Annotated in this window: 23 protein-coding genes and 2 pseudogenes; 9 read left to right on the forward strand and 16 right to left on the reverse strand. The window is 65.1% G+C overall.

Translation table 11 applies throughout. From position 1 onward, the window contains the following. The first annotated feature begins 646 nt into the window (after positions 1–646). Together F9K20_RS07340 and F9K20_RS07345 are read left to right on the forward strand one after the other, a co-directional pair. Positions 647–823, forward strand: coding sequence for a hypothetical protein (locus F9K20_RS07340; protein WP_290999294.1), 177 nt, complete (start codon positions 647–649; stop codon positions 821–823). Positions 824–837: 14 nt separating this feature from the next. Further along, on the forward strand, positions 838–1,005 hold the full coding sequence (locus F9K20_RS07345) for a hypothetical protein (RefSeq protein WP_290999296.1): 168 nt from the start codon (positions 838–840) through the stop codon (positions 1,003–1,005). A 116-nt stretch (positions 1,006–1,121) separates the two neighbouring features. Here the strand turns inward: F9K20_RS07345 and F9K20_RS07350 are convergent, their stop codons facing one another. The 4 genes and pseudogenes from F9K20_RS07350 to F9K20_RS07355 all read right to left on the reverse strand — a co-directional run bounded on the left by F9K20_RS07350 (position 1,122) and on the right by F9K20_RS07355 (position 3,294). Beyond that, positions 1,122–1,724 (reverse strand): ATP-binding cassette domain-containing protein, encoded by a 603-nt coding sequence (locus F9K20_RS07350; RefSeq protein ID WP_290999298.1) that lies wholly within the window; start codon positions 1,722–1,724, stop codon positions 1,122–1,124. 91 nt (positions 1,725–1,815) lie between these two features. Then, a pseudogene (locus F9K20_RS21260) lies at positions 1,816–2,289 on the reverse strand (SbmA/BacA-like family transporter); the annotation flags it as partial. A 16-nt stretch (positions 2,290–2,305) separates the two neighbouring features. Next, a pseudogene (locus F9K20_RS21265) lies at positions 2,306–2,560 on the reverse strand (SbmA/BacA-like family transporter); the annotation flags it as partial. 542 nt (positions 2,561–3,102) lie between these two features. After that, entirely contained in the window at positions 3,103–3,294 is a 192-nt protein-coding gene (locus tag F9K20_RS07355) for a hypothetical protein (RefSeq protein WP_290999300.1), read from the reverse strand. Positions 3,295–3,390: 96 nt separating this feature from the next. Between F9K20_RS07355 and F9K20_RS07360 the strand changes: the two genes are divergently transcribed. Both F9K20_RS07360 and F9K20_RS07365 read left to right on the forward strand, forming a co-directional pair. Further along, complete coding sequence (locus F9K20_RS07360; protein ID WP_290999303.1) at positions 3,391–3,783, forward strand: DUF302 domain-containing protein; 393 nt, start codon at positions 3,391–3,393, stop codon at positions 3,781–3,783. A 617-nt stretch (positions 3,784–4,400) separates the two neighbouring features. Next, complete coding sequence (locus F9K20_RS07365; RefSeq protein ID WP_290999306.1) at positions 4,401–5,774, forward strand: sensor domain-containing diguanylate cyclase; 1,374 nt, start codon at positions 4,401–4,403, stop codon at positions 5,772–5,774. Positions 5,775–5,797: 23 nt separating this feature from the next. On the opposite strand, the gene F9K20_RS07370 is transcribed toward F9K20_RS07365, so the two are convergent. The 8 genes from F9K20_RS07370 to F9K20_RS07405 form a co-directional block, all read right to left on the reverse strand. Beyond that, positions 5,798–6,346 (reverse strand): NADH-quinone oxidoreductase subunit B family protein, encoded by a 549-nt coding sequence (locus F9K20_RS07370; RefSeq protein ID WP_290999310.1) that lies wholly within the window; start codon positions 6,344–6,346, stop codon positions 5,798–5,800. A 12-nt stretch (positions 6,347–6,358) separates the two neighbouring features. Continuing rightward, positions 6,359–7,873, reverse strand: coding sequence for an NADH-quinone oxidoreductase subunit C (locus F9K20_RS07375; RefSeq protein WP_290999312.1), 1,515 nt, complete (start codon positions 7,871–7,873; stop codon positions 6,359–6,361). 16 nt (positions 7,874–7,889) lie between these two features. Then, positions 7,890–9,350: a hydrogenase 4 subunit F gene (locus F9K20_RS07380; RefSeq protein WP_290999314.1), complete on the reverse strand. Its 1,461-nt coding sequence runs from the start codon at positions 9,348–9,350 to the stop codon at positions 7,890–7,892. After that, a complete protein-coding gene (locus F9K20_RS07385; protein WP_290999316.1) occupies positions 9,347–10,009 on the reverse strand; it encodes a hydrogenase-4 component E in 663 nt (220 codons plus the stop codon). The genes F9K20_RS07380 and F9K20_RS07385 overlap by 4 nt, the downstream gene beginning before the upstream one ends. Next, positions 10,009–10,962 carry an NADH-quinone oxidoreductase subunit H gene (locus F9K20_RS07390; RefSeq protein ID WP_290999318.1) on the reverse strand — a complete coding sequence of 318 codons (954 nt, stop codon included), beginning with the start codon at positions 10,960–10,962 and terminating at the stop codon, positions 10,009–10,011. The genes F9K20_RS07385 and F9K20_RS07390 overlap by 1 nt, the downstream gene beginning before the upstream one ends. After that, complete coding sequence (gene hyfB, locus F9K20_RS07395; protein ID WP_290999320.1) at positions 10,953–12,974, reverse strand: hydrogenase 4 subunit B; 2,022 nt, start codon at positions 12,972–12,974, stop codon at positions 10,953–10,955. The genes F9K20_RS07390 and hyfB (F9K20_RS07395) overlap by 10 nt, the downstream gene beginning before the upstream one ends. A gap of 55 nt (positions 12,975–13,029) precedes the next feature. Further along, complete coding sequence (gene hyfB, locus F9K20_RS07400) at positions 13,030–15,039, reverse strand: hydrogenase 4 subunit B (RefSeq protein WP_290999322.1); 2,010 nt, start codon at positions 15,037–15,039, stop codon at positions 13,030–13,032. Between the two features lie 73 nt (positions 15,040–15,112). After that, on the reverse strand, positions 15,113–15,358 hold the full coding sequence (locus F9K20_RS07405; RefSeq protein ID WP_290999324.1) for a helix-turn-helix domain-containing protein: 246 nt from the start codon (positions 15,356–15,358) through the stop codon (positions 15,113–15,115). 436 nt (positions 15,359–15,794) lie between these two features. Between F9K20_RS07405 and F9K20_RS07410 the strand changes: the two genes are divergently transcribed. After that, complete coding sequence (locus F9K20_RS07410; RefSeq protein WP_290999327.1) at positions 15,795–16,928, forward strand: DNA recombination protein RmuC; 1,134 nt, start codon at positions 15,795–15,797, stop codon at positions 16,926–16,928. 14 nt (positions 16,929–16,942) lie between these two features. Here F9K20_RS07410 and F9K20_RS07415 read toward each other — a convergent pair whose 3' ends face one another. Continuing rightward, a complete protein-coding gene (locus F9K20_RS07415) occupies positions 16,943–17,449 on the reverse strand; it encodes a CreA family protein (protein ID WP_290999330.1) in 507 nt (168 codons plus the stop codon). A gap of 133 nt (positions 17,450–17,582) precedes the next feature. Here F9K20_RS07415 and F9K20_RS07420 point away from each other — a divergent pair, with 133 nt between their 5' ends. Both F9K20_RS07420 and F9K20_RS07425 read left to right on the forward strand, forming a co-directional pair. Then, positions 17,583–18,056 carry a YcgN family cysteine cluster protein gene (locus tag F9K20_RS07420; RefSeq protein ID WP_290999333.1) on the forward strand — a complete coding sequence of 158 codons (474 nt, stop codon included), beginning with the start codon at positions 17,583–17,585 and terminating at the stop codon, positions 18,054–18,056. A gap of 38 nt (positions 18,057–18,094) precedes the next feature. Beyond that, positions 18,095–19,906, forward strand: coding sequence for an ABC-F family ATP-binding cassette domain-containing protein (locus F9K20_RS07425; RefSeq protein WP_290999336.1), 1,812 nt, complete (start codon positions 18,095–18,097; stop codon positions 19,904–19,906). A gap of 129 nt (positions 19,907–20,035) precedes the next feature. On the opposite strand, the gene F9K20_RS07430 is transcribed toward F9K20_RS07425, so the two are convergent. Next, positions 20,036–21,292: a TIGR03862 family flavoprotein gene (locus F9K20_RS07430; RefSeq protein ID WP_290999339.1), complete on the reverse strand. Its 1,257-nt coding sequence runs from the start codon at positions 21,290–21,292 to the stop codon at positions 20,036–20,038. 172 nt (positions 21,293–21,464) lie between these two features. Here F9K20_RS07430 and F9K20_RS07435 point away from each other — a divergent pair, with 172 nt between their 5' ends. Further along, positions 21,465–22,829: a HAMP domain-containing protein gene (locus F9K20_RS07435; protein WP_290999342.1), complete on the forward strand. Its 1,365-nt coding sequence runs from the start codon at positions 21,465–21,467 to the stop codon at positions 22,827–22,829. Further along, positions 22,826–23,437, forward strand: coding sequence for a response regulator transcription factor (locus F9K20_RS07440; protein WP_290999345.1), 612 nt, complete (start codon positions 22,826–22,828; stop codon positions 23,435–23,437). Before F9K20_RS07435 ends, F9K20_RS07440 begins: the two co-directional genes overlap by 4 nt. A 184-nt stretch (positions 23,438–23,621) precedes the next feature. On the opposite strand, the gene F9K20_RS07445 is transcribed toward F9K20_RS07440, so the two are convergent. Both F9K20_RS07445 and glnT read right to left on the reverse strand, forming a co-directional pair. Further along, the gene (locus F9K20_RS07445) at positions 23,622–24,074 is read right to left on the reverse strand and encodes a group II truncated hemoglobin (protein ID WP_290999348.1); all 453 of its coding nucleotides are present in this window, start codon (positions 24,072–24,074) and stop codon (positions 23,622–23,624) included. A 92-nt stretch (positions 24,075–24,166) separates the two neighbouring features. Beyond that, positions 24,167–25,498: a type III glutamate--ammonia ligase gene (gene glnT, locus F9K20_RS07450; RefSeq protein WP_290999351.1), complete on the reverse strand. Its 1,332-nt coding sequence runs from the start codon at positions 25,496–25,498 to the stop codon at positions 24,167–24,169. Between the last annotated feature and the right edge of the window lie 25 nt (positions 25,499–25,523).

Here is a 25,523-nt window from a genome sequence, read left to right on the forward strand (position 1 = left end):
TTTCGTGCGCCCAAATTCTGCGGAGCCAGTCTAGTTGCTTGTGGGCCAATGGGAGAAGTCTGTTTCTTTACTGCTGGGATGGGATCGGCGGCATAATTCAAGTCCTACTAGCCTGTTGCAGTGCGAGACGCGTCCATTGCATCCAAGCCCAAAAGTTCCAACATTATGGTAGCGAACAGCGCGACTGGCGGATGAGTGGTTGATCGCATGCGGATCCTCAGACCGATCCTTGCAGCCCTTGTTAGCGTTGGGCTCGTACTAGCGCCGATGCCCGTCGCCCATGCGATGGGATCGATGTGGTCTAGCATGACCCCTGACGCGGCGCACACCGCGAAGTCAACATTACCCACCAAAGACTCGTGTCCTTGCTGCGGTGTTGGCAAGTGCTTCGCAGCGGCGATCTGCAAGATGAGCTGCGCGCAGCTCGGTCCTGCTTCCGATGTCAACTTCCGTGCCGCTCCGATCGGCCATGCCGCATTGCGAGGCATCGTGCCTGGGTTTCATCAGGGCCTCACTCAGCATCCCCCCACTCCGCCTCCCCGCGTTTGATGCTTCCAACCTGAATTGCCGAGCGGCGACGCTCGGGTGAGGCCGTGGAGTCTGCCGACTGCACGGCTGATGAAGCTATCAACTCGGGAGATACCCAATGCCGAAGTCGCTCATGTCAGCCATCGCGCTGAGCGTACTGGCAACCGTCGGATTAGCCGGCATCGCGCAGGCCCACCACAAGACCGGACACTGCTTCCCGCCCGGTGTGGTCGTCGCGGGGTGCCCACTTGTGCCAACGGGACCGCAGCTCCCCAAGCCCAACCAGGGGAATTAAGAGGAGATACACCAATGATCAAATCGCTGATCTCAGCTTTGGCTCTGAGCGCATTGGCGGTCGTCGGATTTGCCGGCGTCGCCCAGGCGCAGCATAAGTGCCCGCCTCCGGGCACCTCTATCAAGGGTTGCTATGAGCCGATCAGACCGACCGCACCGCAGCTTCCCTCTCCCAAGCAGTGAGCAGCGGTGACTAGAGTACCAGCCAAGATGCGCACACGCGCGTAACGGCTCGGCAGGCGTGGCCCGTTCACTTCGGCGAGCGGGTCCCGCTCCCCATGGAGTATGTCCCAGCCACATCAGGCCGAGCGAGAGAGAGAAAGCCGCCGATCAAGATCGATCGTGCGGTGATGCAGGGCGGCGAGCGTCGACCGGTGCCCAATGGACACGATTGCCGCGGTCGGCAGCTCGGCGCGCAACATACGGAAAAGCGCCGCCTCCGAGGGTTCATCCAGCGCCGACGTTGCCTCATCGAGCAACAGGAGATCGGCCCTCATCAGCTGCGCCCGCGCGAAGCCAATGCGCTGCTGCTCGCCAAGCGAGAGAATATCGCTCCACGCCGCGCACGCATCGAGCGAGTCGACGAGATCGGAGAGCCCGACCTTGGCCAGCGCGCCATGCAGCCTTTCCTCCGCCACCGCATGCTCCTCGGCGGGATAGGCAAGAACGGCCCGCAAGGAGCCGAGCGGGATATACGGTCGTTGTGGCAGGGCGAGCACGCGGACTCCAGGGGCCAGCAGCACCCGCCCGCGCGAATGAGGCCAGAACCCGCAAATGGTGCGCAGCAACGTCGACTTGCCGCAACCTGACGAGCCTTTGAGCAGCAGCGTTCTTGCCGGGCTCGACCGCAAGATAGGTGGCGTTGAGAAGCGGCGCGCCTTCGGGAGTCGCCACGTGGACATCGGCGAGGCACAGGGGGATTCCGGACGCCCAATGCCAAGCCTGGCCTTTGTTCGAGGCCGCTTCCTTGGCGAGCCGTGTTTGCGTTTCGAACCCTGACAGGCGATCGACCACCGCCTTCCACTCGGCAAGTTGCGCGTAGCTCGTTACGAAGAACGACAAGGATGTCTGCACCTGCCCGAACGCGCCAGCCGTCTGCATCAGCGTCCCGAGCGGGATCTGATCTGTAAAGAACGGACGCGCCAGAATGGCATACGGCAGGATCACCGCGAACTGGTTGTAGCCGGCGGTGAAGAACGTCAGCATCTTTTGCCGGTTCATAACGGCGTGCCAGTTGCTGACGATGTTGGCGAAGCGGCTCGTGAGCTGACGCTGCTCAGCACCTTCGCCCCCCAGCATTGCGACCTGCTCCGAGTTCTCGCGCAGGCGAACGAGCGCGAAGCGAAAATCGGCCCCGAACCGCTGCTGGTCTCGGTTGAGACCGATGAGCTTGCGGCCGATGAGATGTGCACCGACCGTGGCCACCAGCGAGAACGCCAGTGCAACCCACAGGAGGTAGCCGGGAATAGTGAAGGCGTAGCCGCTCGACGAACATGGTTATGTCGTCAGAGATGCGCTGGTCGGGGTTGTCCGCGGGATCGCCGCTGAGCCGCATCCGATAGTGCGTGCCCTCCGCCAGCCAATTCTTGAGATACCTGTCCGTCAGCCACCGCCGCCAGCGGATCTGCAGCCACTGATTGAGGTAGAGCTGATAGGCGGCGATGACCACGAAGGCGGCGCCGATGAATATGAAGATGAGGAGCTGCTGCCAGAAGACGGGCAGGTCCTTGTTCTGGAGGGCATCGAAGAAGGAGGGCGTTCCACTGGTTGAAGTAGACCGTCAGGGCGACTTGGGCGCAATCGGCAGCGAGCAGGCCGCAGCCGAGCCAGCGCTCCCGAACTGTCCACTGACCGAGCGGACCAAGGCCGACAGTCGTCCGCTCTTCTGACCAGAAGTATGGGCTCGCGAGCTGCGAAATGGCGCTGATTTGTTGTCGTACGGTGTTTGACATTCCTGGTGTTTGTCTTTGGGCGACGCCCCCAGCCAAGCATGGTTGGGCGCGGCGCGCATCCCGCATCGCTGCGCGCGCCGCTGGGTAACGCTGGTGCAGGGCATATGCCAGTTTGCATCGAGCCGAAAATCGGTTTGGCCTCAGGAGCTTGGGGCACGGTACGGAATGTGCGTTTGCCCGAGTCCTATGCAATTTTGGTGTGCCTAATGCTTGGGCAAAAAGCCAATGGCAAGAAGACTGGAAAGGACACCGATCGCGTCGCTGTCGCTCGTAAAGGGTTCCGCGCGCGCTGTGCTTTTCACGATCTTGTTCGGTGTCGCCTGCGAGGTCAGTAACTGTACAGCAGCGCGCCCGCTGTGAGCCCGAGCGCGGTGCCGAATTCGCTCACAGCGCCAACGGGCGCGATCCCGGTGGCGAGGGCGGCGAACATTGGCAAGAGCGCCGCCAAGACATACAAGAGTGCGACGACCGAACCCGGGAGCGCGGGCGGGCCGGCGCTCGATTCCTCTTTGGGCACCAAGTTCGGTCTCCGTACGCCTCAGAGGAAACTCATAGATGTCCGCGCCGCAAGAGCCTCCGGCGGCATGATCAAGGAAACGCAAGCTGCGGTGACATCATGTCCTACTACTTCAACACGACACTACCCACCTCATTCGACGATGCTGTTGCCCGGACAGTCCTGGCGCTCAAGGCGGAGGGGTTCGGTATCATCAGCGAGATCGATGTGCAGAGGACATTGCGTGAAAAGATCGGCGCAGCCTTCCGCAAGTATAAAATCCTAGGAGCGTGCAATCCCAAGCTGGCGCACGAGGCGCTGCAGCTGGAAGACAAGATCGGGACGATGTTGCCGTGCAACGTGGTTGTGCAGGAGCTCGAAGACGGCACTGTCGAGGTGGCGGCCATCGATCCAGTTGCATCCATGCAGGCCGTTGACAATCCGCGGCTGAAAGATGCTGCAGCAGAGGTCGCGCAGAGTCTGAAGCGCGCCATTGGCAGCATGGGCGGGTAAGTAGCGGTCTTAGGCAAGTACAGCTTCGGGGCTTCGGGTCATCAACACGCATCAGGCCATCAACCCACGTTGGCTGGTCCCCCTTAGCGGACTTGGTCGGCAACAGCATCTGCGTCGTCGATCATAGGTCAGTCGACTTCCTCTTCTGGGATCATGCGGCTGACAGGTTTTGTGCGGACGTCGCCTTGGCAAGCTGCGCGGGGGCGAAAGCCTGGTTGAGCTTCGCTGCACGGCCAGAGCTGGGCGCGAAGATCTGCACCTGTTAGCCACCCCGCAGACGTCTGGTATTTGCCATGTACACTTACCCGATGCACATTTGCCCCGGATCGGCGTGCATCCACGCGCCATAACATCAGCAAAACGGGCAATTCAGCACTCCAGGAGTGGACTCCCACCGTCCGCACCATTCGAGGCGCCTGCCGCAAAATTCGTGGCGTTGGCCAAGGGTGGGCAGAGGTCGCGATCCGAGATGCGGCTTCGCATTGGCCTAAAGTACAACCCGGAAGGCGAATTCTCCCACCCCAACGGCCAAAAACTTCGTGTGCTGATTTAGTGGAGATTAAGCGGATGGCCGCAGGCTCGCGCGAGGGACAGATTGCAGGCGCGGACCTCAGCACATGGAAGAACAATATTGTAAGAGCAGTGTCGATGTTTGGGCCCGCAGTCATCGGCCGGCCCCGGCGGCTCGCGGCAACTTCGTCGAGCTGCAGGTTTCGCTCGATGACGTCGATTTCGGCGCCGTTCTCCTCGATGCGGATCTGCGCGTAACGTTTGTCAACAGCGCATTCCGCAAGCTCTGGCGACTCTCCGAGCGGGACTGCGCCAGCCGGCCGGCGTTCGTTGACCTCATGCGCCACGGGCAAGCGGCCTTGGGGCCCTCCGTGTCAGCGGAGGCGTTCGAGAAGCACGTGCATGCGACCGTCGTGCGCGCGACGTCGGGCGATCCTTCGCTGGTCGATCTTCGCTTGCCCGACGGTGAAGTCCTTCGCTTCCAGTGCGTCGCGCTCCCCAGCGGGGGACGCATGCTGAGCTACACCCGCGTCACCGATATCGTCCATCGCTCGGACGAGCTGGAGGTGCTGCGCAACGCCGTCGATACCATCGATCTGGGCGTCGTGCTCATCAGTGACGAGCTGCTGGTGCAGTTCGTCAATGAGAAGGCAAAACGCCTCTGGGGCCTGACCGACGAGTTGTGCCGGAGCCGGCTGACCGTCGTCGAGTTCATCACGCACGTGCGCAAGGCGGGACTGTATGGAATTCCCGACGAGGCGCTGGAAGACTATGTCGTCAAGCGGGTGACGATCATCAAGCTGGGCGATCCGATGCCGCTCGACATCCCCGTCAAGGACGGCCGAACGATCCGCGCTCAGTGCACGCCGCTGATCGGCGGCGGCCGCATGCTGACCTACACCGACGTCACCGATCTCGTGCAGCGGGCGCGCCAACAGGAGCTGCTGGCGATAACGGATGTCCTCACCGGGCTGTGCAACCGGCGGCACCTGTTGCGGCTTGCCGAGGCCGAGTGGGCGCGCTTCCGGCGCTACGAGCAGGACTTTTCGCTGCTCTACTTCGACATCGACAACTTCAAGGCCATCAACGATCGGTTCGGGCACGATGCCGGCGACCAGGCGATCATCCGCGCCGCCCAGGTGTGCAACAAGGCGAAACGCTCGACCGACCTCGTGGGACGCATGGGTGGTGACGAATTCGTGGTGCTCCTGCCGCAATCGGATGGAAAGGCGACGCTCGCTTTTGCCAAGAGACTGCACGCGGCCATCAGGAGCGAGCCGCTCATCATCGACGGCGCCCCGACCAACCTGACCATCAGCATCGGCATTGCGCAGGCGGAGACACATCTCACCGACGTGGCGCAGCTGCTGAAGCTCGCCGATAGACGCCTTTACCGGGCCAAGGAGGCCGGCCGCAATTGCACGGTCTGGTGTGACGACGCCGATCCGCACAGGGCTTGTGAGGACGGCGGGGTGGGATGACGCACAGCCACGCCTTTGTGTGGTCAATCTCGCGTTTTGTCGGAGCCCGTGTCTGAGCGGGAGCATGTGTCGACGAGCGCGATGAGGCCTTGCAGAAGTGCGACCGGGCTCGGCGGACAGCCGCGGATGTGCAGGTCGACGGGAATGACCTTCGACACGCCTCCAACGCACGCATAGCTGCCGGCGAACATGCCTCCATCAAGCGCGCAGTCGCCAACGGCAACGACCCACTTCGGGTCGGGCGTCGCCTGATACGTACGCTCGAGGGCCTCGCGCATGTTCTGCGTGACGGGTCCCGTGACCAGCAGCACATCGGCGTGGCGGGGAGAGGCCACGAACCGCAGCCCGAACCGCTCGAGGTCGTAGAAGGCATTCCCGAGGGCGTGAATCTCCAACTCGCAGCCGTTGCACGAGCCCGCATCCACCTCGCGGATCGAAAGCGAGCGACCGAGGCGCCTGCGCGCAGCGTGATCGAGTGCCCTGGCGAGCTCGGAAAGCGCCCGCTCGCCGCCGGCGGGCGCAGGCTCGGTGAGCGGCCGCTGCAGCAAGCTCTTGAACAGAAGATTACGCATGGCCGCTTGCCCTCAAAGATCGTGCCCCGCGTAGGAGCAGTTGAAGGACTTGTTGCAGAGGGGGAAGTCCGCAACGATGTTGCCTTCGATAGCCGCCTCCAATAGCGGCCACTGGAACCAAGAAGGATCGCGCAGGTGCGCGCACTCGATACCGCCTTCCTTGAGCCGCACCCAGGCCAGGACGTCGCCGCGGAACCCTTCGACCAGGGCCAGACCCTCACGTGCCCCGTGTTCTGGTCCGGTGCTTTGCACGTCTATGCGGGTCGAGCCCTGCGGCAGCCGCTGCACGATCTGCTCGATGAGTGCGAGGCTCTGCTCGATCTCGTCTACGCGAATCCACACGCGCGCATCGACGTCGCCGTCGCTGCGCACGGGGACCTCGAAGCGGAGCTCTGCGTAGGGTGCGTAGCCGGGTGTGCGGCGCGCGTCGAAGGCGCGACCGGAGGCGCGGCCGATGTAGCCTCCGGCGCCGTATTGGCGTGCCAGCTCGGGCTTCACGATTCCTGTCGAGACCGTACGGTCCTGTAGCGACGCGGTGTTGTCGTAGAGCTCGACGAGCGGGGGAAACTCACGGCGCGCGGCCGCGATCAATGCACGTATCGCGCTGAGGCCGCTCTCGTCGAGGTCGGCTGCCGTTCCTCCGGGCACGACGCGATCCATCATCAGCCGGTGGCCGAAGCAAGCTTCCGCGGTACGCAGGACGCGTTCGCGCAGCACACCGCAATGGGCGTGCATCAACGAGAATGAGGCGTCGTTGCAGATGGCGCCGATGTCGGCGAAGTGGTTGGCGAGACGCTCGAGCTCGGCCATCAGCGCGCGCAGGAACACGGCCCGCTGAGGAACCTTCACGGCGAGCGCAGCCTCCACCGCTTGTGCGAAGGCGATGGCGTAGGCAACGGTCGAATCGCCCGAAACGCGACCGGCGAGCTTTGCCGCGCGTTCTAGCGGCGCGTCTCGCAGCAGGCCTTCGATGCCTTTGTGCACATAGCCCAAGCGCTCCTCGAGGCGAACGATGGTTTCGCCGTTGGCGGTAAAACGAAAATGTCCGGGCTCGATGATCCCGGCATGCACCGGCCCAACGGCGATCTGGTGCATTGGCGCCCCTTCGGCCTTGAGGAATTCGTAAGGGGCGCCCGTCGCCGGGCTCGCCTGGCGCGCTCCCAGGGGCTGCGTCATGCCCCAGCGGCCGTGGTCGAGCCACGTGCGTACATCCGGCGATCCTTCCGGCTCCAGCCCATAAAGATCGCGAATGGCGCGCTCCAGCCGCAACGCCGGCGGGTGCGTCAGTCCAACGGACGGAAAGCGCCGCTTGCGGGCGGGCAAGCTGACCACGAGGATCTTGCCGACGCCCACGAGGGCCATGTGCACGGCCTCCCCATCGCTCCACAGCGCCGACAGCGTCGCCTCGCCCGCGGCAATGCCGAGAACGGCCTCTCGCCACGTGTCGGCGTCGACGATGATACGAGGCCAGGGGCGGTGGCCGTCGACGGGCTTGCCGCGTTTCGTCAGTGCTGGAACGAAGGCCATGGGCGCGTTCCTTTCCTCAGCCGAGCAGGCGCGCGACGTTCTGAAACCAGGTGACGAGCGGGCCGGGAAGGTAGATGCCGGCCGCCAGCACCAGCGCGAGATGGGCGTAAAGCGGCAAGTAGGAGGCTTCCACGGGAGCCGTGCTGCCGGTGGGCTTGCCGAATGCCACCTCGCCGAGGCGAAGCATGAGGGCGCCCAAGGCGACGAGGATGCCGAGCACCAGAGGGATCGCCAACAGCGGCTCGCGGGCGAAGGTCGAGCTGACGATCAGGAACTCGCTCATGAAGATGCCGAGCGGCGGCAGGCCGGCGATGGCCACGACGCCGAGAACGAGACCCCAGCCCAGAAGCGGGTGACTCTCGGTCAATCCGCGGATCTCGGATAGCTTCTGCGTTCCCTTGACCTGCGAAATGTGCCCGACCGAAAAGAAGATCGCCGACTTGGTCAGGCTATGCATCGTCATATGCAGTAGACCTGCGAAGTTGGCCAGCGGGCCGCCCATGCCGAACGCGAACGTAATGAGCCCCATGTGCTCGATCGAGGAGTAGGCGAACAGGCGTTTGATGTCGCGTCGCCGGTAGAGCATGAAGCCTGCGAAGATGAGCGACAAGAGGCCCAAGCTGACCATCAACGGACCGGGAGCGATCGCCGCCGGATTGGCCGCCAACAGCATCTTGAAGCGCAACACGGCGTAGAGGGCGACGTTGAGCAGGAGACCCGAGAGCACGGCGGAGATCGGCGTGGGGCCTTCGGCATGCGCATCGGGCAGCCAGGCATGCAGTGGGGCGAGGCCGACCTTGGTGCCGTAGCCGAGCATCAAGAAGATGAAGGCGACGTTCAGCATCTCCGGGCTGAAGCCGCTGGCCTTGTCGACGAGCGATGTCCACACCATGGCATCTTGGCCCTCGCCGATGACAGGCCGCGCTGCCATGTAGACGAGGATGGTTCCGAACAGGGCCAAGGCGATGCCGACGCTGCCAAGGATGAAGTACTTCCACGCCGCCTCGAGCGATTGCGGCGTCCGGTAGATGCCGACCATCAACACGGTGGTGAGCGTGGCAAGCTCGATCGCTACCCACATTAGCCCGATGTTGTTGGCGAGTAGCCCGAGGTTCATGGCGAACATCAGCGCCTGATACATGGCGTGATAGAAACGCAGGTACGTGGGCGTAAGCCGCCCGATCTCGATCTCATGGGCGATGTAACTCGCGCTGAAGGCGCTCGTCGTGAAGCCGACGAAGGTGCCGAGCACGACGAAGACGACATTGAGATCATCGACGAAGAGGTATGTGCCTGGCGCCGGGCGCACGAACAGCAGCGACACTGCGGCCAGGAAAGTCAGCAGGGTCGCCAGCACGTTGAGGCGAGCCGTCAGCCGGTAGCCGGGCAGCAGCGCCAGAAGCACGGCCGAGACGCCGGGAATGGCCAACACGGCGGTCACCGGCTCAAACGGCAACTGAGCAATAAGAGCGGTCATTCCCGTTCACCCCGGACTTCATCTAGTGCCCGAACGTCGACGGAGTCGAACCGCTCGCGAATGCGGAACAAGAACACGCCAATCACGATAAAGGCGATGAGCACGGAGAAGGCGACGCTGATCTCGACCACCAGCGGCATACCCTTGGCGCCGGTGGCAGCGAGAATGAGCCCGTTCTCCAGCGACATGAAGCCGACTATCTGGCTCACCGCGTTGCGCCGCGTGACCATCATCAGCAGGCCAAGCAGTACGACTGACAGGGCGAACGCTAGGTCCTCGCGCGCGAGAGGATCGGCCGCCGCGGTCGCGTGCAGCATCACTACCATCGAAAGTGCAACGAGCCCCATGCCGAACAGCATGGTCGGTCCGATGCCTCCGACCGTCTCAATGGTGCGATGGATCCCGAGCCGCACTACCACCCGGTGCAAGGCAACTGGGATGATGACGGCCTTGAGCACGAGCGCCAATGCGGCTGTGACGTAGAGATGTGGCGCATTCTGGATATAAGCTTGCCAGGCGACCGACAGCGACAGCATCAGGGCGTGCAGCGCAAAGACATTGAGCAGACCAAACATGCGGTCCTGGTAAAGCAGCATGAAGCTGACCAGGACCATGCCGCCGGCGAGCATGTGGGCAACGTCGATAGCGGTCTTGTCCATCAGAAGCTCCGCGAGACGAAGAGGAGAAGCATGCCGAGGAGGCCCAGCATGAGGGCTATGCCCAGGAAATCGGGCACGCGGAACACGCGCATCTTGGCGATCGAGGTCTCGAACAGTGCGAGCAGGAAGCCGCCCGCCAGAAGCTTCGCCACATAACTCGCGGTGCCGATCACATGGGCGCTGAGACCACTCCCCGGCGGTGCAAGCCCCCACGGCGCGAAGATGCAGGCGATGAGGGAAATATACAGCAGCAACTTGAGGGCGCCGGCGAGCTCGATCACTGCGAGGTGTCGGCCGGAGTACTCGAGCACCATGGCCTCGTGCACCATGGTGAGCTCCAGGTGCGTCGCCGGGTTGTCGACCGGAATGCGCGAGTTCTCGGCGATCGCGACGATGATCAGCCCCACGAGCGCCATGCCGAGGGACACGCGCAGGCTCCCGTGCGCGAGCATGTATCCCGCCACCTCCGACAGCTGAGTCGAGCCGGCGACGAGTGCAACCGTGAACACGATCATGATCATGGCCGGTTCGGCAAGCGAGGCGAACATCATTTCGCGGCTCGAGCCGATGCCGCCGAAGCTCGTGCCGACATCCATACCGACGAGGGCCAGGAAGAAGCGCGCCGATCCGAGCAGCGCCGTGATAGCAATGAGGTCGGCGGTCCAGCTGAAGTAGAGCCCGGTTGCGAAGGTTGGGACCAGCGCGGCCGCCACCCAAGTGGCCGCGAAGATCAAGTAGGGACCACTACGAAACAGCCACGACGCGTTCTCGGCGAGCACGACCTCCTTGCGAATGAGCCGCAGCAGATCGCGGTAGGGCTGGAGAATGGGCGGCCCCCGGCGGCGCAAGAGCTGCGCCTTCACCTTGCGCGTGAAACCCAACAATAGCGGTGCCAGGACGAGCACCAGCGCCATTTGCACGCCCTGAGCGAGGAGATTGAGGATCAGGTCCATACGAGCATCAAAAAGGCAAGCACCATCAAGAGACCGACCAGGGCGACGAACACGCCGCTCAGGTATTGGCGGATCGTGAGTAGCTGCAGATAGTTGAACTTGCTGGCCGCATATGAAGTCCCCTCCACAATCGGTTCATAAATCGAATCCCACACGAGGTCGCGCATCGTGACCGTGATGCGTGCGGGCCGGGGATCGCCGGGCGGCGGCATCTCGACCCGCTCGCGCGCCGAAAACGCGATCTCCCCGAAAACGCGTCGGATCGGCTGCGCGAAGCTGTCGGCCGTATACTCGGTGGCCGGGCTGGCGTCGGGATAGCCGCAATCCCAAGCCGGGCCACGGCGCACAGCGCGCGAGGCGAGGCCGTGAATGATCTCGACGGCGGCAAGCGCCGAGATGGCGATGAAGGCGAAGACCAGTAGGCCGTTGTAGGAGCTGCGGCTCTCGCCAATGGGCACGATCGACAGCCACGCAATGCTGCTCTGCGCCGGCATGCGCCCGCCCACGAGGTCTTGCGTCAAGGGCGCCAGCGCATCGATGACGAAGCCCGGAAGGACGCCCGCCGCGAGGCACAGGAAAGCAAATGCGAACATGGCGGCGAGAGACGCCCTGTCGGTCTCGCGCGCATTTCGCGCCGCCGGTGTGCGCGGGCGGCCGAGGAACGTTACTCCGAACGCCTTGACGAAGCAGGCCGCGGCGAGCGCCGCCGACAGCGCGAGCATCGCTCCCACGGCAGGTACGATGAGCTTCAGGCCCCAAGACGGCAGCACCGGGCTCAAGAGAATCGCTTGGAAGGTCAGCCACTCGGAGACGAAGCCGTTGAGCGGCGGCAGCGCCGAGATTGCGACGCATCCCGTGAGGAACGTGAAGGCGGTGAGCGGCATGCGATGTATGAGGCCGCCCAGATGCTCCATGTCGCGCTCGCCGGTCGCCGCCAGAACGGCGCCCGCGCCGAAGAACAGCAGGCTCTTGAAAATGCTGTGATTGAAGACGTGGAACAGGGCGCCCGTCAGAGCAAGCGCGGCGAGCGCCGCCATATCATGTGCCGAAAAAGCGAGCGCGAGGCCGAGGCCGATGAAGATGATGCCGATGTTCTCCACCGTGTGATAGGCAAGCAGCCGCTTGAGGTCGTGCTGCATGAGGGCGCTGAGCACGCCCAAGACGCAGGTCAAGCCGGCAAGCGCGATCACCAGTATGCTCCACCACCACACCGGCGCCCCGTTGAGATCGAAGATGATGCGGATGAATCCGTAGACCGCTACCTTTGTCATCACCCCGCTCATGAGCGCGGAGACGTGGCTCGGCGCCGCCGGGTGCGCGAGCGGTAGCCACACGTGCAGGGGCACGAGCCCCGCCTTCGAGCCGGCGCCCAGGATGACCAGCAGCAGAACGAGGCCCGAGAGTGGCGTGGTCACGCCGCGCATCTCGTCGAACGCATAGCTGCCGGTCGGCCCTGCGAGCAGGCCGAAAGCCAGCAGCAGCGCCATCGTGCCGAAGCCCGCCATGATGATGTAGATGTAGCCCGCGCGCACGTTCTCTGGATCTCGATGGTGTGCGATCACGAGCATCCAGGAGGTGAGTGACATGGACTCCCAGGCGACGAGGAAGGTGAAAGCATCGTCCGCGAGCACGACGAGATTCATGCAGGCCAAGAACGCGGGATAGAACGGCAGCACCCGTCCCGCCATTTCCTCATGCTCGCCGTAGCCGATGGCATAGAGGCTTGCGCCTGCGCCCCCCAGGCTGCTCACGGCGAAAAAGAACGCCGAGAGTGCATCGATACGGAAATTGGCCCCGATCCAGGGCAGCCCAAGCGGCAGCCGCAGCGACGAAGGCGCGGTATCGGGGCCAACCAGGAAGGCGACGGATACGACCAGTGTGGCGAGAGTGATCACCAGGCACGCCCCGTAGACAGCCCGCGTTGCCGCGCTCCAGCGCAGCGTCCCCACGGCGAGCGCCGAAACGCTGAGGAGCGCAGGCACGCTCCACAATGCGGCCCCCACGGGAGTCATGCTGCGCCTCCCTTGTGAGGGAGGCGCATCGCTGTTCGCGCCGGGAGGAAAGCGATCATGGCCATAGCGACACCGCGAGCAGCAAGGCGACGAGGGCGCCGAAGACCAGACTGAGGTACTGGCGGATGGTCAGAAACTGCAGGGAATTCATGCGCTCGGAGGCAAACGCGATCCAGCCCTCGATCGGCGCGTAGATCAGTTCCCACACGAGATCCCGCAGCCTGATGTCGATGCGCGCCGGGCGCGCGTCGCCGGGGGCCGGCATGTGGACGCGCTCGCGCGCGAGGAACACCTCCGAGAACACGCGGCGCAGCGGCTGCGCGAAGCTATCGGCAGTGTACTGCGTTGCCGGTATCGGATCGGGATAGCCGCAGTCCCAAGCCGGGCCGCGGCGGACGGCGCGCGAGGCAAAGCGATGAATGACCTCGGCTGCAAACACTGCCGACATCGCGATGAAGGCGAAAACAAGTAGTCCATTGTAGGAGCTGCGGCTCTCGGCCACCGGTACGATCGACAGCCAGGGGAGCGCCGCTTGCTGCGGCATGCGCTGTCCGACGAGATTCTGGGCAAGGGGTGCCATGGCGTCGATGATGAACCCGGGGAGAATGCCGGCCAGCAGGCAAAGGCAGAGCAGTATCGCCATGGCGGCGAGGGAGAAGGCGTCCGTCTCCAGGGCATCAGCCGCCGCATCCGAGCGCGGCCGGCCAAGAAACGTTATGCCGTAAGCGCGCACGAAGCAGGCAGCTGAAAGGGCAGCGCCGAGCGCGAGCATCGCACCGGCCGCCGGCACCAGGAGCCGCAGTCCCCACTGCGGAAGATCGGGACTGAGCAAGACGGCCTGGAAGACGAGCCACTCGGAGACAAACCCGTTGAGCGGAGGCAGGGCGGATATCGCGACGCAGCCACCCAGGAAGGCAAACGCCGTCCATGGCATGCGGTGAATGAGACCGCCGAGCCTTTCGATGTCGCGCGCGCCCGTGGAGCCGAGCACGGCCCCGGCGCCGAAGAACAAGAGGTTCTTGAACAGCGCATGATTGAGCACGTGGAACAGCGCCGCCGAGAAGGCGACCGCTGCCGCCGCGGTCATGCCATTGGCCTTGAAGGCAAGCGCCAATCCCAGTCCGACGAAGATGATGCCGACGTTCTCGACAGTGCTGTAGGCCAGCAGCCGCTTGAAGTCGCGCTGCATGGTCGCAAACAGCACGCCCAGCACGGCCGTGACGCTGCCGAGCACCAGCACCACGCTGCCCCACCACCACACCGGCGACCCCAGCAGATCGAAGATGATGCGGATGAAGCCGTAGATCGCGACTTTGGTCATGGCGCCGCTCATCAGGGCCGATACATGGCTCGGCGCCGCCGGGTGGGCGAGCGGCAGCCACACGTGCAGCGGCACGAGGCCGGCCTTCGAGCCGGCTCCCAAGAGAACGAGCGCGAGGATGAGGCCCCGGTGCCAACCGGCATTCTCCACGCCGCGAATATCGGCGAACGCGTAGCCTCCAGTGGGACCAGCCAGCAAGCCGAAGGCGAGGAGAAGCGCGAGCGTCCCGAAGCTCGCCATCACAATATAGATGTAGCCGGCCCGCCGATTGTCTGGATCCTGATGATAGGTCATGACCAGGAGCCACGACGTGAGCGACATGAACTCCCACGCGAAGAGGAAGCTGAACGCATCCGCAGCGACGATGACGAGGTTCATGCCGGCGAGGAAGGCTGGGTAGAAGGGCAGCACGCGGCCCGGGCTCTTCTCGTGCTCGCCATAGCCGAGCGCGTAGAGACTGGCGGCAGCACCGGCGAGATTGACCACCGCCAGGAAGAATGCGGCGAGGGCATCGACGACGAAGTGTGCACCGATCCACGGCAGGCCGACGGGTAGCCGAAGCGACTCCACGTGACCGGCGCCCGCCAGTAGCTCGGTGCATGCAGCGAACAGGATCGCGAGGCAGGTCAACAGGCACGCCAGATAGATGAGGCGCGAGCCGATCGCCATTCGCTGCACGGCGACACCCAGCACGGCGATGCCGAGTAGCGCCGCCACGCCCCACAATGTCACCGCAACTGCCATCGCCAGCTACCTTTGCTGAGAGGACGTTGAATGCGAACCGCGTCGAGGCGGTGTGTTGCCACCTGCGCTTGGCTCAGGCCTTGAGGCGAATGCCGCGACCTCCGGAAAGACTGGTGGCGCCCTCGGCGATGAGCTCGATGCCGGCGCCATCCAGGGCCGACACGAGCTTGGTCAGCGAATCGACATTGCCGCGGATGACGCCCCCGCTTGCCTCCATGCGCTGAATGGTCGGCAGCGACAGCCCCGCGAGCTCGGCAAGCTTGCGCTGATCAATTCCGAGCAGAGCGCGCGCACCTCGGAGCTGAGCGGACGTTATCATGCGCTACATATCAGTATTGATGTTTGATGCATTATATTTCATCGCCGGCGTACATGCCACCCGGCAAATGTGCGTACGCGTCAAAGCCTGTGGATGAGTGGGCAGCGACTCGGGGGCGCAGCGAAGATGTGAGCGTCCGGCTCGCCGATAAGCGAGGTCAGATGACAAGCCCCGGACCACCAGGTCCGGGGCTCTGGTTGCCGCGGGAGGGCGCCTGGGGCAACCGAAGATGAAGCCGCGGGGGGATCGGCTTCGTGCAGCGACAACGTTGAACGAACGCAATCGTTCCGGGCGGGGGCGAGAATCCTCTCCGCCCGGGCGCGGCGCAGAAAGCAGCCAGGGTCGAATTCTCTGCGGGCGAATCAGCTATCGCTCGGCAATGCTCGAATGGCTGCAAACGGTTGATTTTGGTCCGCTTGAGATTTTCCCTGGCAGCATGCCGCCGGAATTCTTCTACGCGGGCAGCGTGGCCATCGGCGTGGCTCTCATTCTCGCGCTGATGCTGGTGAGCCGCGGGCGCGGGCGCGCGGCGCAGATGGAATTCGCCGAGCTCAAAGGCCGGCTGTCGGCGATGGCCGAGCTGGCGGCGCAGCAGAGCGCCGAGCAAGCCCGCACCCTCAATGAGCGCATCGACACCCTGGCGCGGCACCTGTCGCAGACGCTCGATACGACCGCTGCGCGCCTCGGTGACAACCTGCACGAGGCCGGGCGGCGCACCTCGGAAAGCCTGTCGACGCTGAATGAGCGCCTGGCGCTGATCGACGAAGCCAATCGCAGCCTTTCGGATCTTTCGAGCGAGGTTGGCTCGCTGCACGGGGTGCTGGCCAACAAGCAGGCGCGCGGCGCCTTCGGGCAGATGCGCATGGAGACCATCGTGCGCGACGCGCTGCCAGCCGGCGCCTTCGATTTTCAGCCGACGCTGTCGAACGGCAAGCGCCCCGACTGCGTGATCCGGCTGCCCAACGCGCAAGCCGCGCTGGTCATCGATTCCAAGTTTCCGCTCGAGGGCTTTGAGGCACTGCGTATCGCCCAGTCGGCGGAGGAGATGAAGCCCGCCTGCGCGGCCATCCGCGAAGCCGTCGGGCGTCACGTGGCGGCGATCGCCGAGAAGTACCTCATCCCCGGCGAGACGCAGGACACTGCCTTGATGTTCGTGCCCTCGGAATCGATCTGCGCCGACCTGTTCGAGAAATTTCCCGATCTCGTGCAAGCGGCGCACCGCATGCGCGTGATGATCGTTGCACCCAACACGCTGATGCTGGCGGTGCAGACCCTGCAGGCGTTGCTGAAGGACGCAAAGATGCGCGACCACGCCGACGTCATCCAGCGCGAGGTCGCCTTGCTGCTCACCGATGTCACGCAGCTCGTCGAGCGCATCGCCGATCTCGAACGGCACTTTGCCTTATCGATGAGGTCTCTGGACAAGGTATCTGCGTCGACGACGAAAATCGTCGGCCGGCAACAGCGCCTGACCTCCCTCGATCTCGATGCAATGCAGGGCATCGACGGCAACGTCACGGCCCTGCCAGACACCGAAGCCAAGGAAGCCAAGCGCAGCCGCGGACGCTAAGCAGGAATACGGCGCTAGCCGGCGATCCAGTCGGCGCACTTCGCCGGCGGAGCGTTCTCGCCCCAGGGGCTGATGGGCACGGCGGAGGTGGAGTTCTCCGGGCTGCCCTCGATGAGCTTGTCGGTGTAGATCAGGTAGACGAGCACGTTGCGCTTGGCATCGCAGCCGCGCACGATCTGCATCTTCTTGAAGATCAGCGAGCGGCGCTGGCTGAAGGCTTCGTCGCCCTGGGCGAGCTTCCGCTTGAATTTGATGGGGCCCACCTGCCGGCAGGCGAGCGAGGCGTTCGACAACTCCTCGGCAAGGCCGAGCCAGCCGGTCCAGCCGCCCTTCTCCGGCACGGTGAAGTAGCAGGTGACGCCCTCGACCTCGGGGTCGTCGATGGCGTAGGTGCCGAGCTTGTGGTCGGGCGACAGCAACTTCCACACCGTCGTCTTCTTGAAGATGAGGTCGGGGTCCTCGGCCGCCGCCGAAGCGACGAGCAGGAAGAGCAAGCCGACGCAGGCGGCTAGGGTGCGCATGGGTGGTCTCCATTCGGCGCGGCGCGGTGCCGCATGTAGTGCGATGCGAGCACATGGCCCCGCGATGCCCCGAGTGCAAGCTCTCCCAGCTTGGGAAGTGACGGGGGCGTGGGATGTGCTACAAGGCGCCGCCATGAGCATGCCCGACGTAATTCAGGAAGCCCCCGGCCATCGCCCGTTCTGGGAGGCAAAGCCCCTCGCCGCCATGTCGCGCGAGGAGTGGGAATCCCTGTGCGACGGCTGCGGGCAGTGCTGCCTCCTCAAGGTCGAGGATGAGGACACCGGCGCCATTTATCTCACCAGCCTCGCCTGCAAGCTGCTCGATACGCAGACCTGCCGCTGCAGCGACTACGCCAACCGTAAAAAGCGCGTGACCGACTGCATCAGCATGCGCCCGAAGCACATCGACGACCTGTCCTGGCTGCCGCAGACGTGCGCTTATCGCAGCCTGGCCGAGGGCCGCGGCCTCGAATGGTGGCATCCGCTCGTTTCAGGCGATCCCGACACAGTGCACGCCGCCGGCGTCTCGGTGCGTGGCTGGGTGCGCAGCGAGAAGGGCGTCAAGGAGAGCGCCATCGCGCGCTACATCATCGGCGAGGCGGGCTGACGCTCGCTCCCCTTCTGCGTCCATGGTCGGATCAGCACATGCCGCCTCCGCTCCTGCAGCTCAGTGATATTGCGCTCACGTTTGGTGGGCATCCGCTGCTCGACGGCGTGGAGCTGTCGGTGTCGACGGGTGAGCGCGTGTGTCTCGTCGGGCGCAATGGCTCGGGCAAGTCGACGCTGTTGAAGATCGCGGCCGGACTGATCGAGCCCGACCATGGGACGCGCTTCGTGCAGCCGGGCGCCAGCGTGCGCTACCTGCCACAGGAGCCGGACTTCGCGGGGCACGCGACGACGCTGTCGTACGTCAAGGCCGGGCTCGGCGCCAGCGATGACGCGCACCAGGCGCGCTATCTGCTGCAGCAGCTCGGACTTGATGGGGACGAGGACCCGGCGCATCTGTCGGGCGGCGAAGCACGCCGCGCCGCGCTCGCCCGCGTGCTGGCACCAGCGCCGGACATCCTCTTGCTCGACGAGCCGACCAACCACCTCGACCTGCCCACCATCGAGTGGCTGGAGGCAACGCTCGCCGGCCAGCGTGGCGCGCTGGTGCTGATCAGCCACGACCGGCGCTTCCTCGAGAACTTGTCGCGCATCACCGTCTGGCTCGACCGCGGCAAAGCGCGGCGCGTCGAGGTCGGGTTCAAGGAGTTCGAGGCCTGGCGCGACCAGCAGCTCGCCGAGGAGGAGGTGCAACAGCACAAGCTCGACCGCAAGATCGTGCGCGAGGAGCACTGGGTGCGCTATGGCGTCACCGCGCGGCGCAAGCGCAACGTGCGGCGCATGGCGGAGCTGCGCGCCCTGCGTCAGCAGCGGCGCGAGCACCGCCGAGCCACCGGCAAGGCCGTGATCGAGGCTGCCGAGGCGGAGAAGTCGGGTGCGCTGGTTATCGAGGCGAAGGGGATCGGCAAGGCGTTCGGCGCCCGCAAGATCGTCGACAACTTCTCGGCCCGCATCATGCGCGGCGACCGCATCGGCGTCGTCGGGCCGAACGGCAGCGGCAAGACCACGCTCGTCAGCCTGCTCATTGGCGCTTTGGCGCCGGACAGTGGCGAGGTGCGGCTCGGCGCCAACATCGAGATGGCGGCGCTGGAGCAGGATCGCGACAGCCTCAACCCGAGCTCGACGCTGGCTGAAGCTCTGACCGGCGGGCGCGGCGACCACGTGGCCGTCGGCAGCGGCCATAAGCATGTCGTCAGCTACATGAAGGATTTCCTGTTTCAGCCCGAGCAGGCGCGCACGCCCTTGCGCGTGCTGTCGGGGGGCGAGCGCGGCCGGCTGATGCTGGCCCGCGCGTTGGCCAAACCGTCGAACCTGCTGGTGCTCGACGAGCCCACCAACGACCTCGACCTCGAAACGCTCGACGTGCTGGAGGAGATGCTGAGCGAGTACGCCGGCACGGTGATCCTCATCAGCCACGACCGCGATTTCCTCGACCGCATCGTGCACGCGGTGATCGTGCCCGAGGGCGATGGCAAGTGGACCGAGTACGTCGGCGGCTATAGCGAGATGCTGGCGCAGCGCGGCGCCGACATTGGCGGCAAGCGCATCGCGAAACCGAAGGCCGAGCAGAAGATCATCGCGGAGAGGCCCGCGGCAGCATCCACAGCTAAGCGCCGTCTGAGCTTCAAGGACAAGCACGCGCTGGAGACGCTGCCGAAGCAGCTCGCCGCGCTGCAGGACGAGGCGAATAAGCTGCATGACGCGCTCGCCGACCCGGCGCTCTATGCGCGCGACGCCAAGGCGTTCGCCGAGAAGTCGGCGCGGCTGACGGCCGTGCAGGCCGAGCTCAGCGCTGCCGAGGAGAAGTGGCTGGAGCTCGAGATCCTGCGCGAGGAGATCGAGGGCGCCTAGCGTGACGCTTCCCACCAATCTGTCATCCCGGGCAAGCGAGCGGCAGCGAGCGAAGACCCGGGATCCAGCGCATGCTTTTCATCGTTGGTGTCTTTGACGATTCTCATGCTGGGTCCCGGATAGCCTCCGCTAACGCGTCGGCTTCCGGGATGACAGCACATGCTGCTGCGCGACCCACTGCAAGGCGCCGCGGCCGGCCTGGGCGCCGGTCGCCAGGCAGGCCTGCAGCAGATAGCCGCCCGTCGGCGCCTCCCAGTCGAGCATCTCGCCGGCGACGAATACGCCGGGGCGGCGACGCAGCATCAGGTTGGCGTCGACCTCGCCCCATTTGACACCACCGGCGGTGGAGATGGCCCTGTCGATGGGCGCCGGCGCGATGAGTGGCAGCGGCACCGACTTGATCAGGGCCGCGAGCGCGTCTGCCCCCATGGCGGTCACACGCGCAGTTGCCGTTTCGTGCAGGAGGCCGATCTCGGCCGGCGACAAGCCGACTGCTTTGCGCAGGAAGGTCGACAGCGATTGCTTGCCGCGCGGCCTGCCGAGACGTGCGGCGAGATCGGCGACGGACACGTCGGGACGCAGGTCGACGCGCAGCTCCGCAGTTCCGCTGGACGCGAGGGCATCGCGCAAGGGCGCCGAGAGCGCGTAGACGGCACCGCCCTCGATGCCTTGCGCGGTGATCAGCGCCTCCCCGCGTACGCTCGTATTGCCGAAGCTCAGCGCGATGCGTTTCAACGGCTGGCCCTCGAAGCGGCCGCGAAACGTTTCTGACCAGTCGATGAGGAAGCCGCAATTGGACGGCGCCAGCGGCGCGACGGCGACGCCCGCTCCGGTGAGCGCTGGCACCCAGTCCCCCGTGGAGCCGAGGCGCGGCCAGCTCGCGCCGCCGAGGGCGAGGACGACGGCATCGGCGCCTGTCGCTCGCGTGCCGGTGGGCGTCTCGAACCTTAGGCATCCCGCCGCATCCCAGCCGAGCCAGCGATGGCGATTGCGGAACACGATCCCGGCGCCGATCAGCCGCGCGAGCCAGGCGCGCAACAGCGGCGAAGCCTTCATGGCGACGGGGAACACCCGCCCACTCGAGCCGATGAACGTCGGCTGGCCCAGCTCTTCGCACCAGGCGCGCACCGCTGCCGGCGGCAGCGCTTCGAGCGCCGGACGCAAGTGCTCCTGCGCCGCGCCGTAGCGGGCAAGGAAGTGCGCGAAGTCCTCGCTGTGCGTGAGATTGAGGCCGCCGCGCCCGGCGAGCAGAAACTTACGGGCCAGCGAGGGCATGCGGTCGTAAACGGTAACGGCGGCGCCTCCGGCGGCTAGCACCTCCGCCGCCATCAGGCCGGCCGGGCCTCCCCCGACGACGGCGACGCTGCAACTCGAGCCATCCCTCACCGCGGCGCTGCTCCCCGTTTACGTCATGATGTCCCGCCTACATTGGTCCGGCTAGGCTGGCAACGCGCCCATTAGCGCCAGCTCGAGGTTATGGGTAAGGATTGCCTGGCCGCTCTAGGCGGAGGCGGCACACTGTTATAATGTTCCAAATCTGGCACCGAGGTACTTCCGCTTGTCGCTGCGCAATCGCCTGCTCGTTTCGATCCTTGCCACGCTGCTGCTGAGCCTCGTCGCCGGCGGCGCCTTCACCTATTGGCATGCGGTGGCCAAGATCGAGACCGAGATGCAGGCGGCAATCGCGGTCGGCAGCCGCATCGCGCACAACGCCGTCGACGATTGGGAGGAGGCGACCGACCCGGCGCGCCGCCTGGCCCTGCTGGTGGCGGATTTCGAGGGCGACCGGCACCTGCGCGCCATGCTCGTCGCGGATGGCAAGGTGCTCCGCTCCTCGCAGGTCGCGCGGGCGGAAACCCCCGCGCCTGCCTGGCTGGTCTCACTGCTGGCGGCGCCTCCGAAGGAAGTGGCGGTGGATCTGCCGCCCGTCTTCGATCGGTTCGGCACCGTCATACTGCAGACCGATCCGCGCAACGAGGTAGCCGAGGTGTGGAGCGACGTCTGGCTGACGCTGAGCGTGCTCACCATCTTCTGCGCGCTGGTGCTCGCCTTCATCTATTGGACGCTGGCGACGACTATCCGCCCGTTGCAGAACCTCACCACCGCCTTCGCGCGCGTCGGCGACGGCGACTATCGCGAGCGCCTCAACGAGCGTGGCCCGCTGGAGCTCGTGCGCCTCTCGCAGAGCTTCAACCAAATGGTTGCGCGGCTAGCGCGCTCGGAGGCGCAGAATAAGCGCCTGCAGCAGCAGCTCACCTCCGTGCAAGACGAGGAGCGCGCCGATCTCGCCCGCGACCTGCACGACGAAATCGGCCCGTTGCTGTTTGCCGCCGACGTCGATGCCGTGGCCATCGAGCAGCTCGCCAAGGCGGGCGAGTACGAGGACATTCCGCATCGCGTCGGCATCATCCGCGAGGCCATCGGCCGCATGCAGCGGCACGTGCGCGACATTCTCGGGCGCCTGCGTTCGGCGATGCTGCTCGACGTCGGTCTGGCGCACGCCATCGACAATCTCGTCGCGTTCTGGCGCGCCCACCGCCCGAAGCTGATCGTCCGCGTCGACGTGCCCGAGGAGAGCTTCGGCGAGCTGATCGACGGCACCATCTATCGCATCGTGCAGGAGAGCCTCAGCAACGCCGTGCGCCACGGCGCCCCGACGACGATAAGTATCGAGGTCAGGGCCAACGCCGATCGCTCGATCGATATTTGCGTCACCGACGACGGTTGCGGCCTCAAGGCCGGCACGGCGCCTGGCGGCTTCGGCATCGTCGGCATGCAAGAGCGCGTCGCCACGCTCGGTGGCCGCCTCGAGGTGGCCAATCGCACCGACGGGCCCGGGGTGGTCGTCACTGCACGTCTACCTGCGCGGGCGACCACAGCACCAGCCCGCTCCTACGAAAGTCACGAGGCAACGCTGCAATGAAGATCCTGCTGGTGGATGATCATATCGTCGTGCGCGAGGGCGTTCGCCGCCTGTTGTCGGGCATGAGCGGCGCCGAGCTGCACGAGGCCTCGACCGGCGAGGAAGCGCTTGCCATGTTCCGCGAGATACGCCCCGAGCTGGTGCTGCTCGACCTCAACCTGACTGGCATCGGCGGGCTCGAGCTGTTGCGCCGCCTCTTGAGCGAGGACGAGAAGGTGCGCGTCGTGGTGTTCTCCATGCACGCCGAGCCCATCTACGCCGCCCGGGCGCTGAGGCTCGGCGCGCGCGGCTACGTCAGCAAGAGCGCCGGCGCCGATGAGCTTGTCACCGCAGTCAAGAAGGTGGCGGAGGGGGGGCGCTACGTGGAGCGCGAGATCGCCGGCGAGCTGGCCTTCACGCAGCTTTCGGCCGAGGACCCGCTGCAGCAGCTCACCATGCGCGAGATCGAGATCCTGCGCCTTCTGGGCGAGGGCAACAGCCTCACCGAGATCGCGCAAACCATCGGCGTCGCCTACAAGACGGTGGCCAACACCTGCTCGATCATCAAGAGCAAGCTCGGCGTCGAGCGCACCGCGGATCTGATCCGCGTTTCCATGGAAATGAAGTAGCGCGCCGACCACCGCGCCCGCGACGTCGCGTCGGGCTATTCGGGAACTTTCAGAAATCGAGACCGGGAAATTTGCCCTAGTCGCTGCGTGCGCCGGCCCGCTACCGTCCGCGCGCCGCGCACTTGCGGAAGGTAGTCGTGTGCTCAAGGGCACCCGACGTCCTTCCGCTTTTTTTTGCCTGAGATTACTTCTGGTTGACCAGGAGCGTCGCCACGCGCGCGAACGGCGCCATCAGCCGCGCCTTGATATCGGCCGGCAGCCCGACGCGATCGATGGCGATCGCCATGCAATTGAGCCAGGCATCCTTCGCCTCGGCATCGATTTCCACGTGCTCGTGCATCTGGCGCACGTCCGAGTGGCCGTGCTTCTGCACATAGAGGCTGGGGCCGGCAAAGAAGCCCGATAGGAAATTGAACTGCTCGATGCGCGAGTGAGCGACCCCGTGCCCGCGCAAATGCAGCACGTGCAGGACACGTCCTTCCGGCTCGCGCTCGATGATGTCGTAAAACGTCTCGACCAGATTGCGCAGGCCCTTTTCGCCACCCACCAGATCGTAGGGAAGGGGCTCGGCCGCAGCGGAACGCGGGGGATTGGGTTCGGCCGCGTGGGATGCATTGCCGGGCGGCGCGGCTGTCATGGGACCCTCCAGGCTCTGCGTCTTCTTTTTGTGAGGAGGGATGAGGCTCGCACGGTCTCCGTCGGACGATGCGAGCCCCTCGTTCTCAGGGCTCAGACGTCGAGCGTGTTGTCGAGCTCCCACTGGGTGAAGTGCGAGGCGTAGGAGTTCCACTCGTTCTGCTTGAGCTTCAGGTAGGCATCGGCAAACTCGTTGCCGAGCGCCGCCTTCAGCTCCGCATCCTTGTCGAAGTTGCGCAGGGCATCGAGCAGGTTGAGCGGCAGCTTCGGCGCATCCGTGACTGTGTACCCGAGCTGGTACATGTCGATATCGTAGCGGCGTCCCGGGCTTGCCTTGTGGGCGATGCCGGAAAGGCCCGCGGCAATGACGGCAGCCTGCAGCAGGTAGGGATTGGCGGCGCCATCGGGGAGGCGCAACTCGAACCTGCCCTTGCCGGGAACGCGCACCATATGCGTGCGGTTGTTGCCGGTCCACGTGACCGTGTTCGGCGACCAGGTGGCACCCGAGATCGTGCGCGGCGCGTTGATGCGCTTGTAGGAGTTGACCGTCGGGTTGGTGATGGCGGCCAGCGCCTCGGCATGGCGCATGATGCCGCCGAGGAAATTGTAGCCCTGTTGCGACAGACCCATCTCGTCGGTGTTGTCGAGGAAGGCGTTGGTGGTGCCGGCCCTGTCCCATACCGAGATGTGCACGTGGCAGCCGTTGCCGGTGAGGCCGGGGAAGGGCTTGGGCATGAAGGTGGCCCTGAGGCCGTGCTTCTCGGCGATCGACTTGACCATGAACTTGAAGAACGAGTGCCGGTCGGCGGTGATCAGCGCGTCATCGAAGTTCCAGTTCATCTCGAACTGGCCGTTGGCATCCTCGTGGTCGTTCTGGTAGGGGCCCCAGCCCAGCTCCAGCATGTAGTCGCAGATTTCGCTGATGACGTCGTAGCGGCGCATCAGGGCTTGCTGGTCGTAGCACGGCTTGGCAGCGTTATCCTTCGTGTCGGAGATTGCAGTGCCGTCGGTGTTGGTGAGGAAATACTCGCATTCGACGCCGGTCTTGACGTAGAGGCCCTGTGCATTGGCCTTCGCCAGAACGTTCTTGAGCACGACGCGCGGCGCCTGCGCCACGTGCTTGTCCTCCATGACGCAATCGGCGGCCACCCAGGCAACGTCCTTCTTCCAGGGAAGCTGGATGAGGGCCGAAGGATCGGGCATCCCGAACAGGTCGGGGTGCGCCGGCGTCATGTCGAGCCAGGTGGCGAAGCCCGCGAACCCGGCGCCATCCTTCTGCATATCGGCAATCGCTGCCGCCGGGACCAGCTTGGCGCGCTGGCCGCCGAACAGATCGGTGTAGGAGATCATGAAGTAGCGGATGCCGCGTTCCTTCGCGATCTGCGCGAGGTCCTGAGTGGCGATGTGAGCCATATCCTGAGCCATAGGTACTTCCCCAACCGTGGTTACG

The sequence above is a fragment of the Hyphomicrobium sp. genome (assembly GCF_009026145.1).
GTDB lineage: Bacteria > Pseudomonadota > Alphaproteobacteria > Rhizobiales > Hyphomicrobiaceae > Hyphomicrobium_A.

Coding starts and splice junctions, on each gene's coding strand:
- F9K20_RS07345 (WP_290999296.1), top strand. CDS start 838: ATGATCAAATCGCTGATCTCAGCTTTGGCTCTGAGCGCATTGGCGGTC.
- F9K20_RS07380 (WP_290999314.1), bottom strand. CDS start 9,350: ATGACCGCTCTTATTGCTCAGTTGCCGTTTGAGCCGGTGACCGCCGTG.
- F9K20_RS07375 (WP_290999312.1), bottom strand. CDS start 7,873: ATGGCCTTCGTTCCAGCACTGACGAAACGCGGCAAGCCCGTCGACGGC.
- F9K20_RS07340 (WP_290999294.1), top strand. CDS start 647: ATGCCGAAGTCGCTCATGTCAGCCATCGCGCTGAGCGTACTGGCAACC.
- glnT (WP_290999351.1), bottom strand. CDS start 25,498: ATGGCTCAGGATATGGCTCACATCGCCACTCAGGACCTCGCGCAGATC.
- hyfB (WP_290999322.1), bottom strand. CDS start 15,039: ATGGCAGTTGCGGTGACATTGTGGGGCGTGGCGGCGCTACTCGGCATC.
- F9K20_RS07370 (WP_290999310.1), bottom strand. CDS start 6,346: ATGCGTAATCTTCTGTTCAAGAGCTTGCTGCAGCGGCCGCTCACCGAG.
- F9K20_RS07360 (WP_290999303.1), top strand. CDS start 3,391: ATGTCCTACTACTTCAACACGACACTACCCACCTCATTCGACGATGCT.
- F9K20_RS07440 (WP_290999345.1), top strand. CDS start 22,826: ATGAAGATCCTGCTGGTGGATGATCATATCGTCGTGCGCGAGGGCGTT.
- F9K20_RS07445 (WP_290999348.1), bottom strand. CDS start 24,074: ATGACAGCCGCGCCGCCCGGCAATGCATCCCACGCGGCCGAACCCAAT.
- hyfB (WP_290999320.1), bottom strand. CDS start 12,974: ATGACTCCCGTGGGGGCCGCATTGTGGAGCGTGCCTGCGCTCCTCAGC.
- F9K20_RS07350 (WP_290999298.1), bottom strand. CDS start 1,724: ATGTCCACGTGGCGACTCCCGAAGGCGCGCCGCTTCTCAACGCCACCT.
- F9K20_RS07415 (WP_290999330.1), bottom strand. CDS start 17,449: ATGCGCACCCTAGCCGCCTGCGTCGGCTTGCTCTTCCTGCTCGTCGCT.
- F9K20_RS07385 (WP_290999316.1), bottom strand. CDS start 10,009: ATGGACAAGACCGCTATCGACGTTGCCCACATGCTCGCCGGCGGCATG.
- F9K20_RS07405 (WP_290999324.1), bottom strand. CDS start 15,358: ATGATAACGTCCGCTCAGCTCCGAGGTGCGCGCGCTCTGCTCGGAATT.
- F9K20_RS07365 (WP_290999306.1), top strand. CDS start 4,401: ATGGAAGAACAATATTGTAAGAGCAGTGTCGATGTTTGGGCCCGCAGT.
- F9K20_RS07425 (WP_290999336.1), top strand. CDS start 18,095: ATGCCGCCTCCGCTCCTGCAGCTCAGTGATATTGCGCTCACGTTTGGT.
- F9K20_RS07420 (WP_290999333.1), top strand. CDS start 17,583: ATGAGCATGCCCGACGTAATTCAGGAAGCCCCCGGCCATCGCCCGTTC.
- F9K20_RS07410 (WP_290999327.1), top strand. CDS start 15,795: ATGCCGCCGGAATTCTTCTACGCGGGCAGCGTGGCCATCGGCGTGGCT.
- F9K20_RS07390 (WP_290999318.1), bottom strand. CDS start 10,962: ATGGACCTGATCCTCAATCTCCTCGCTCAGGGCGTGCAAATGGCGCTG.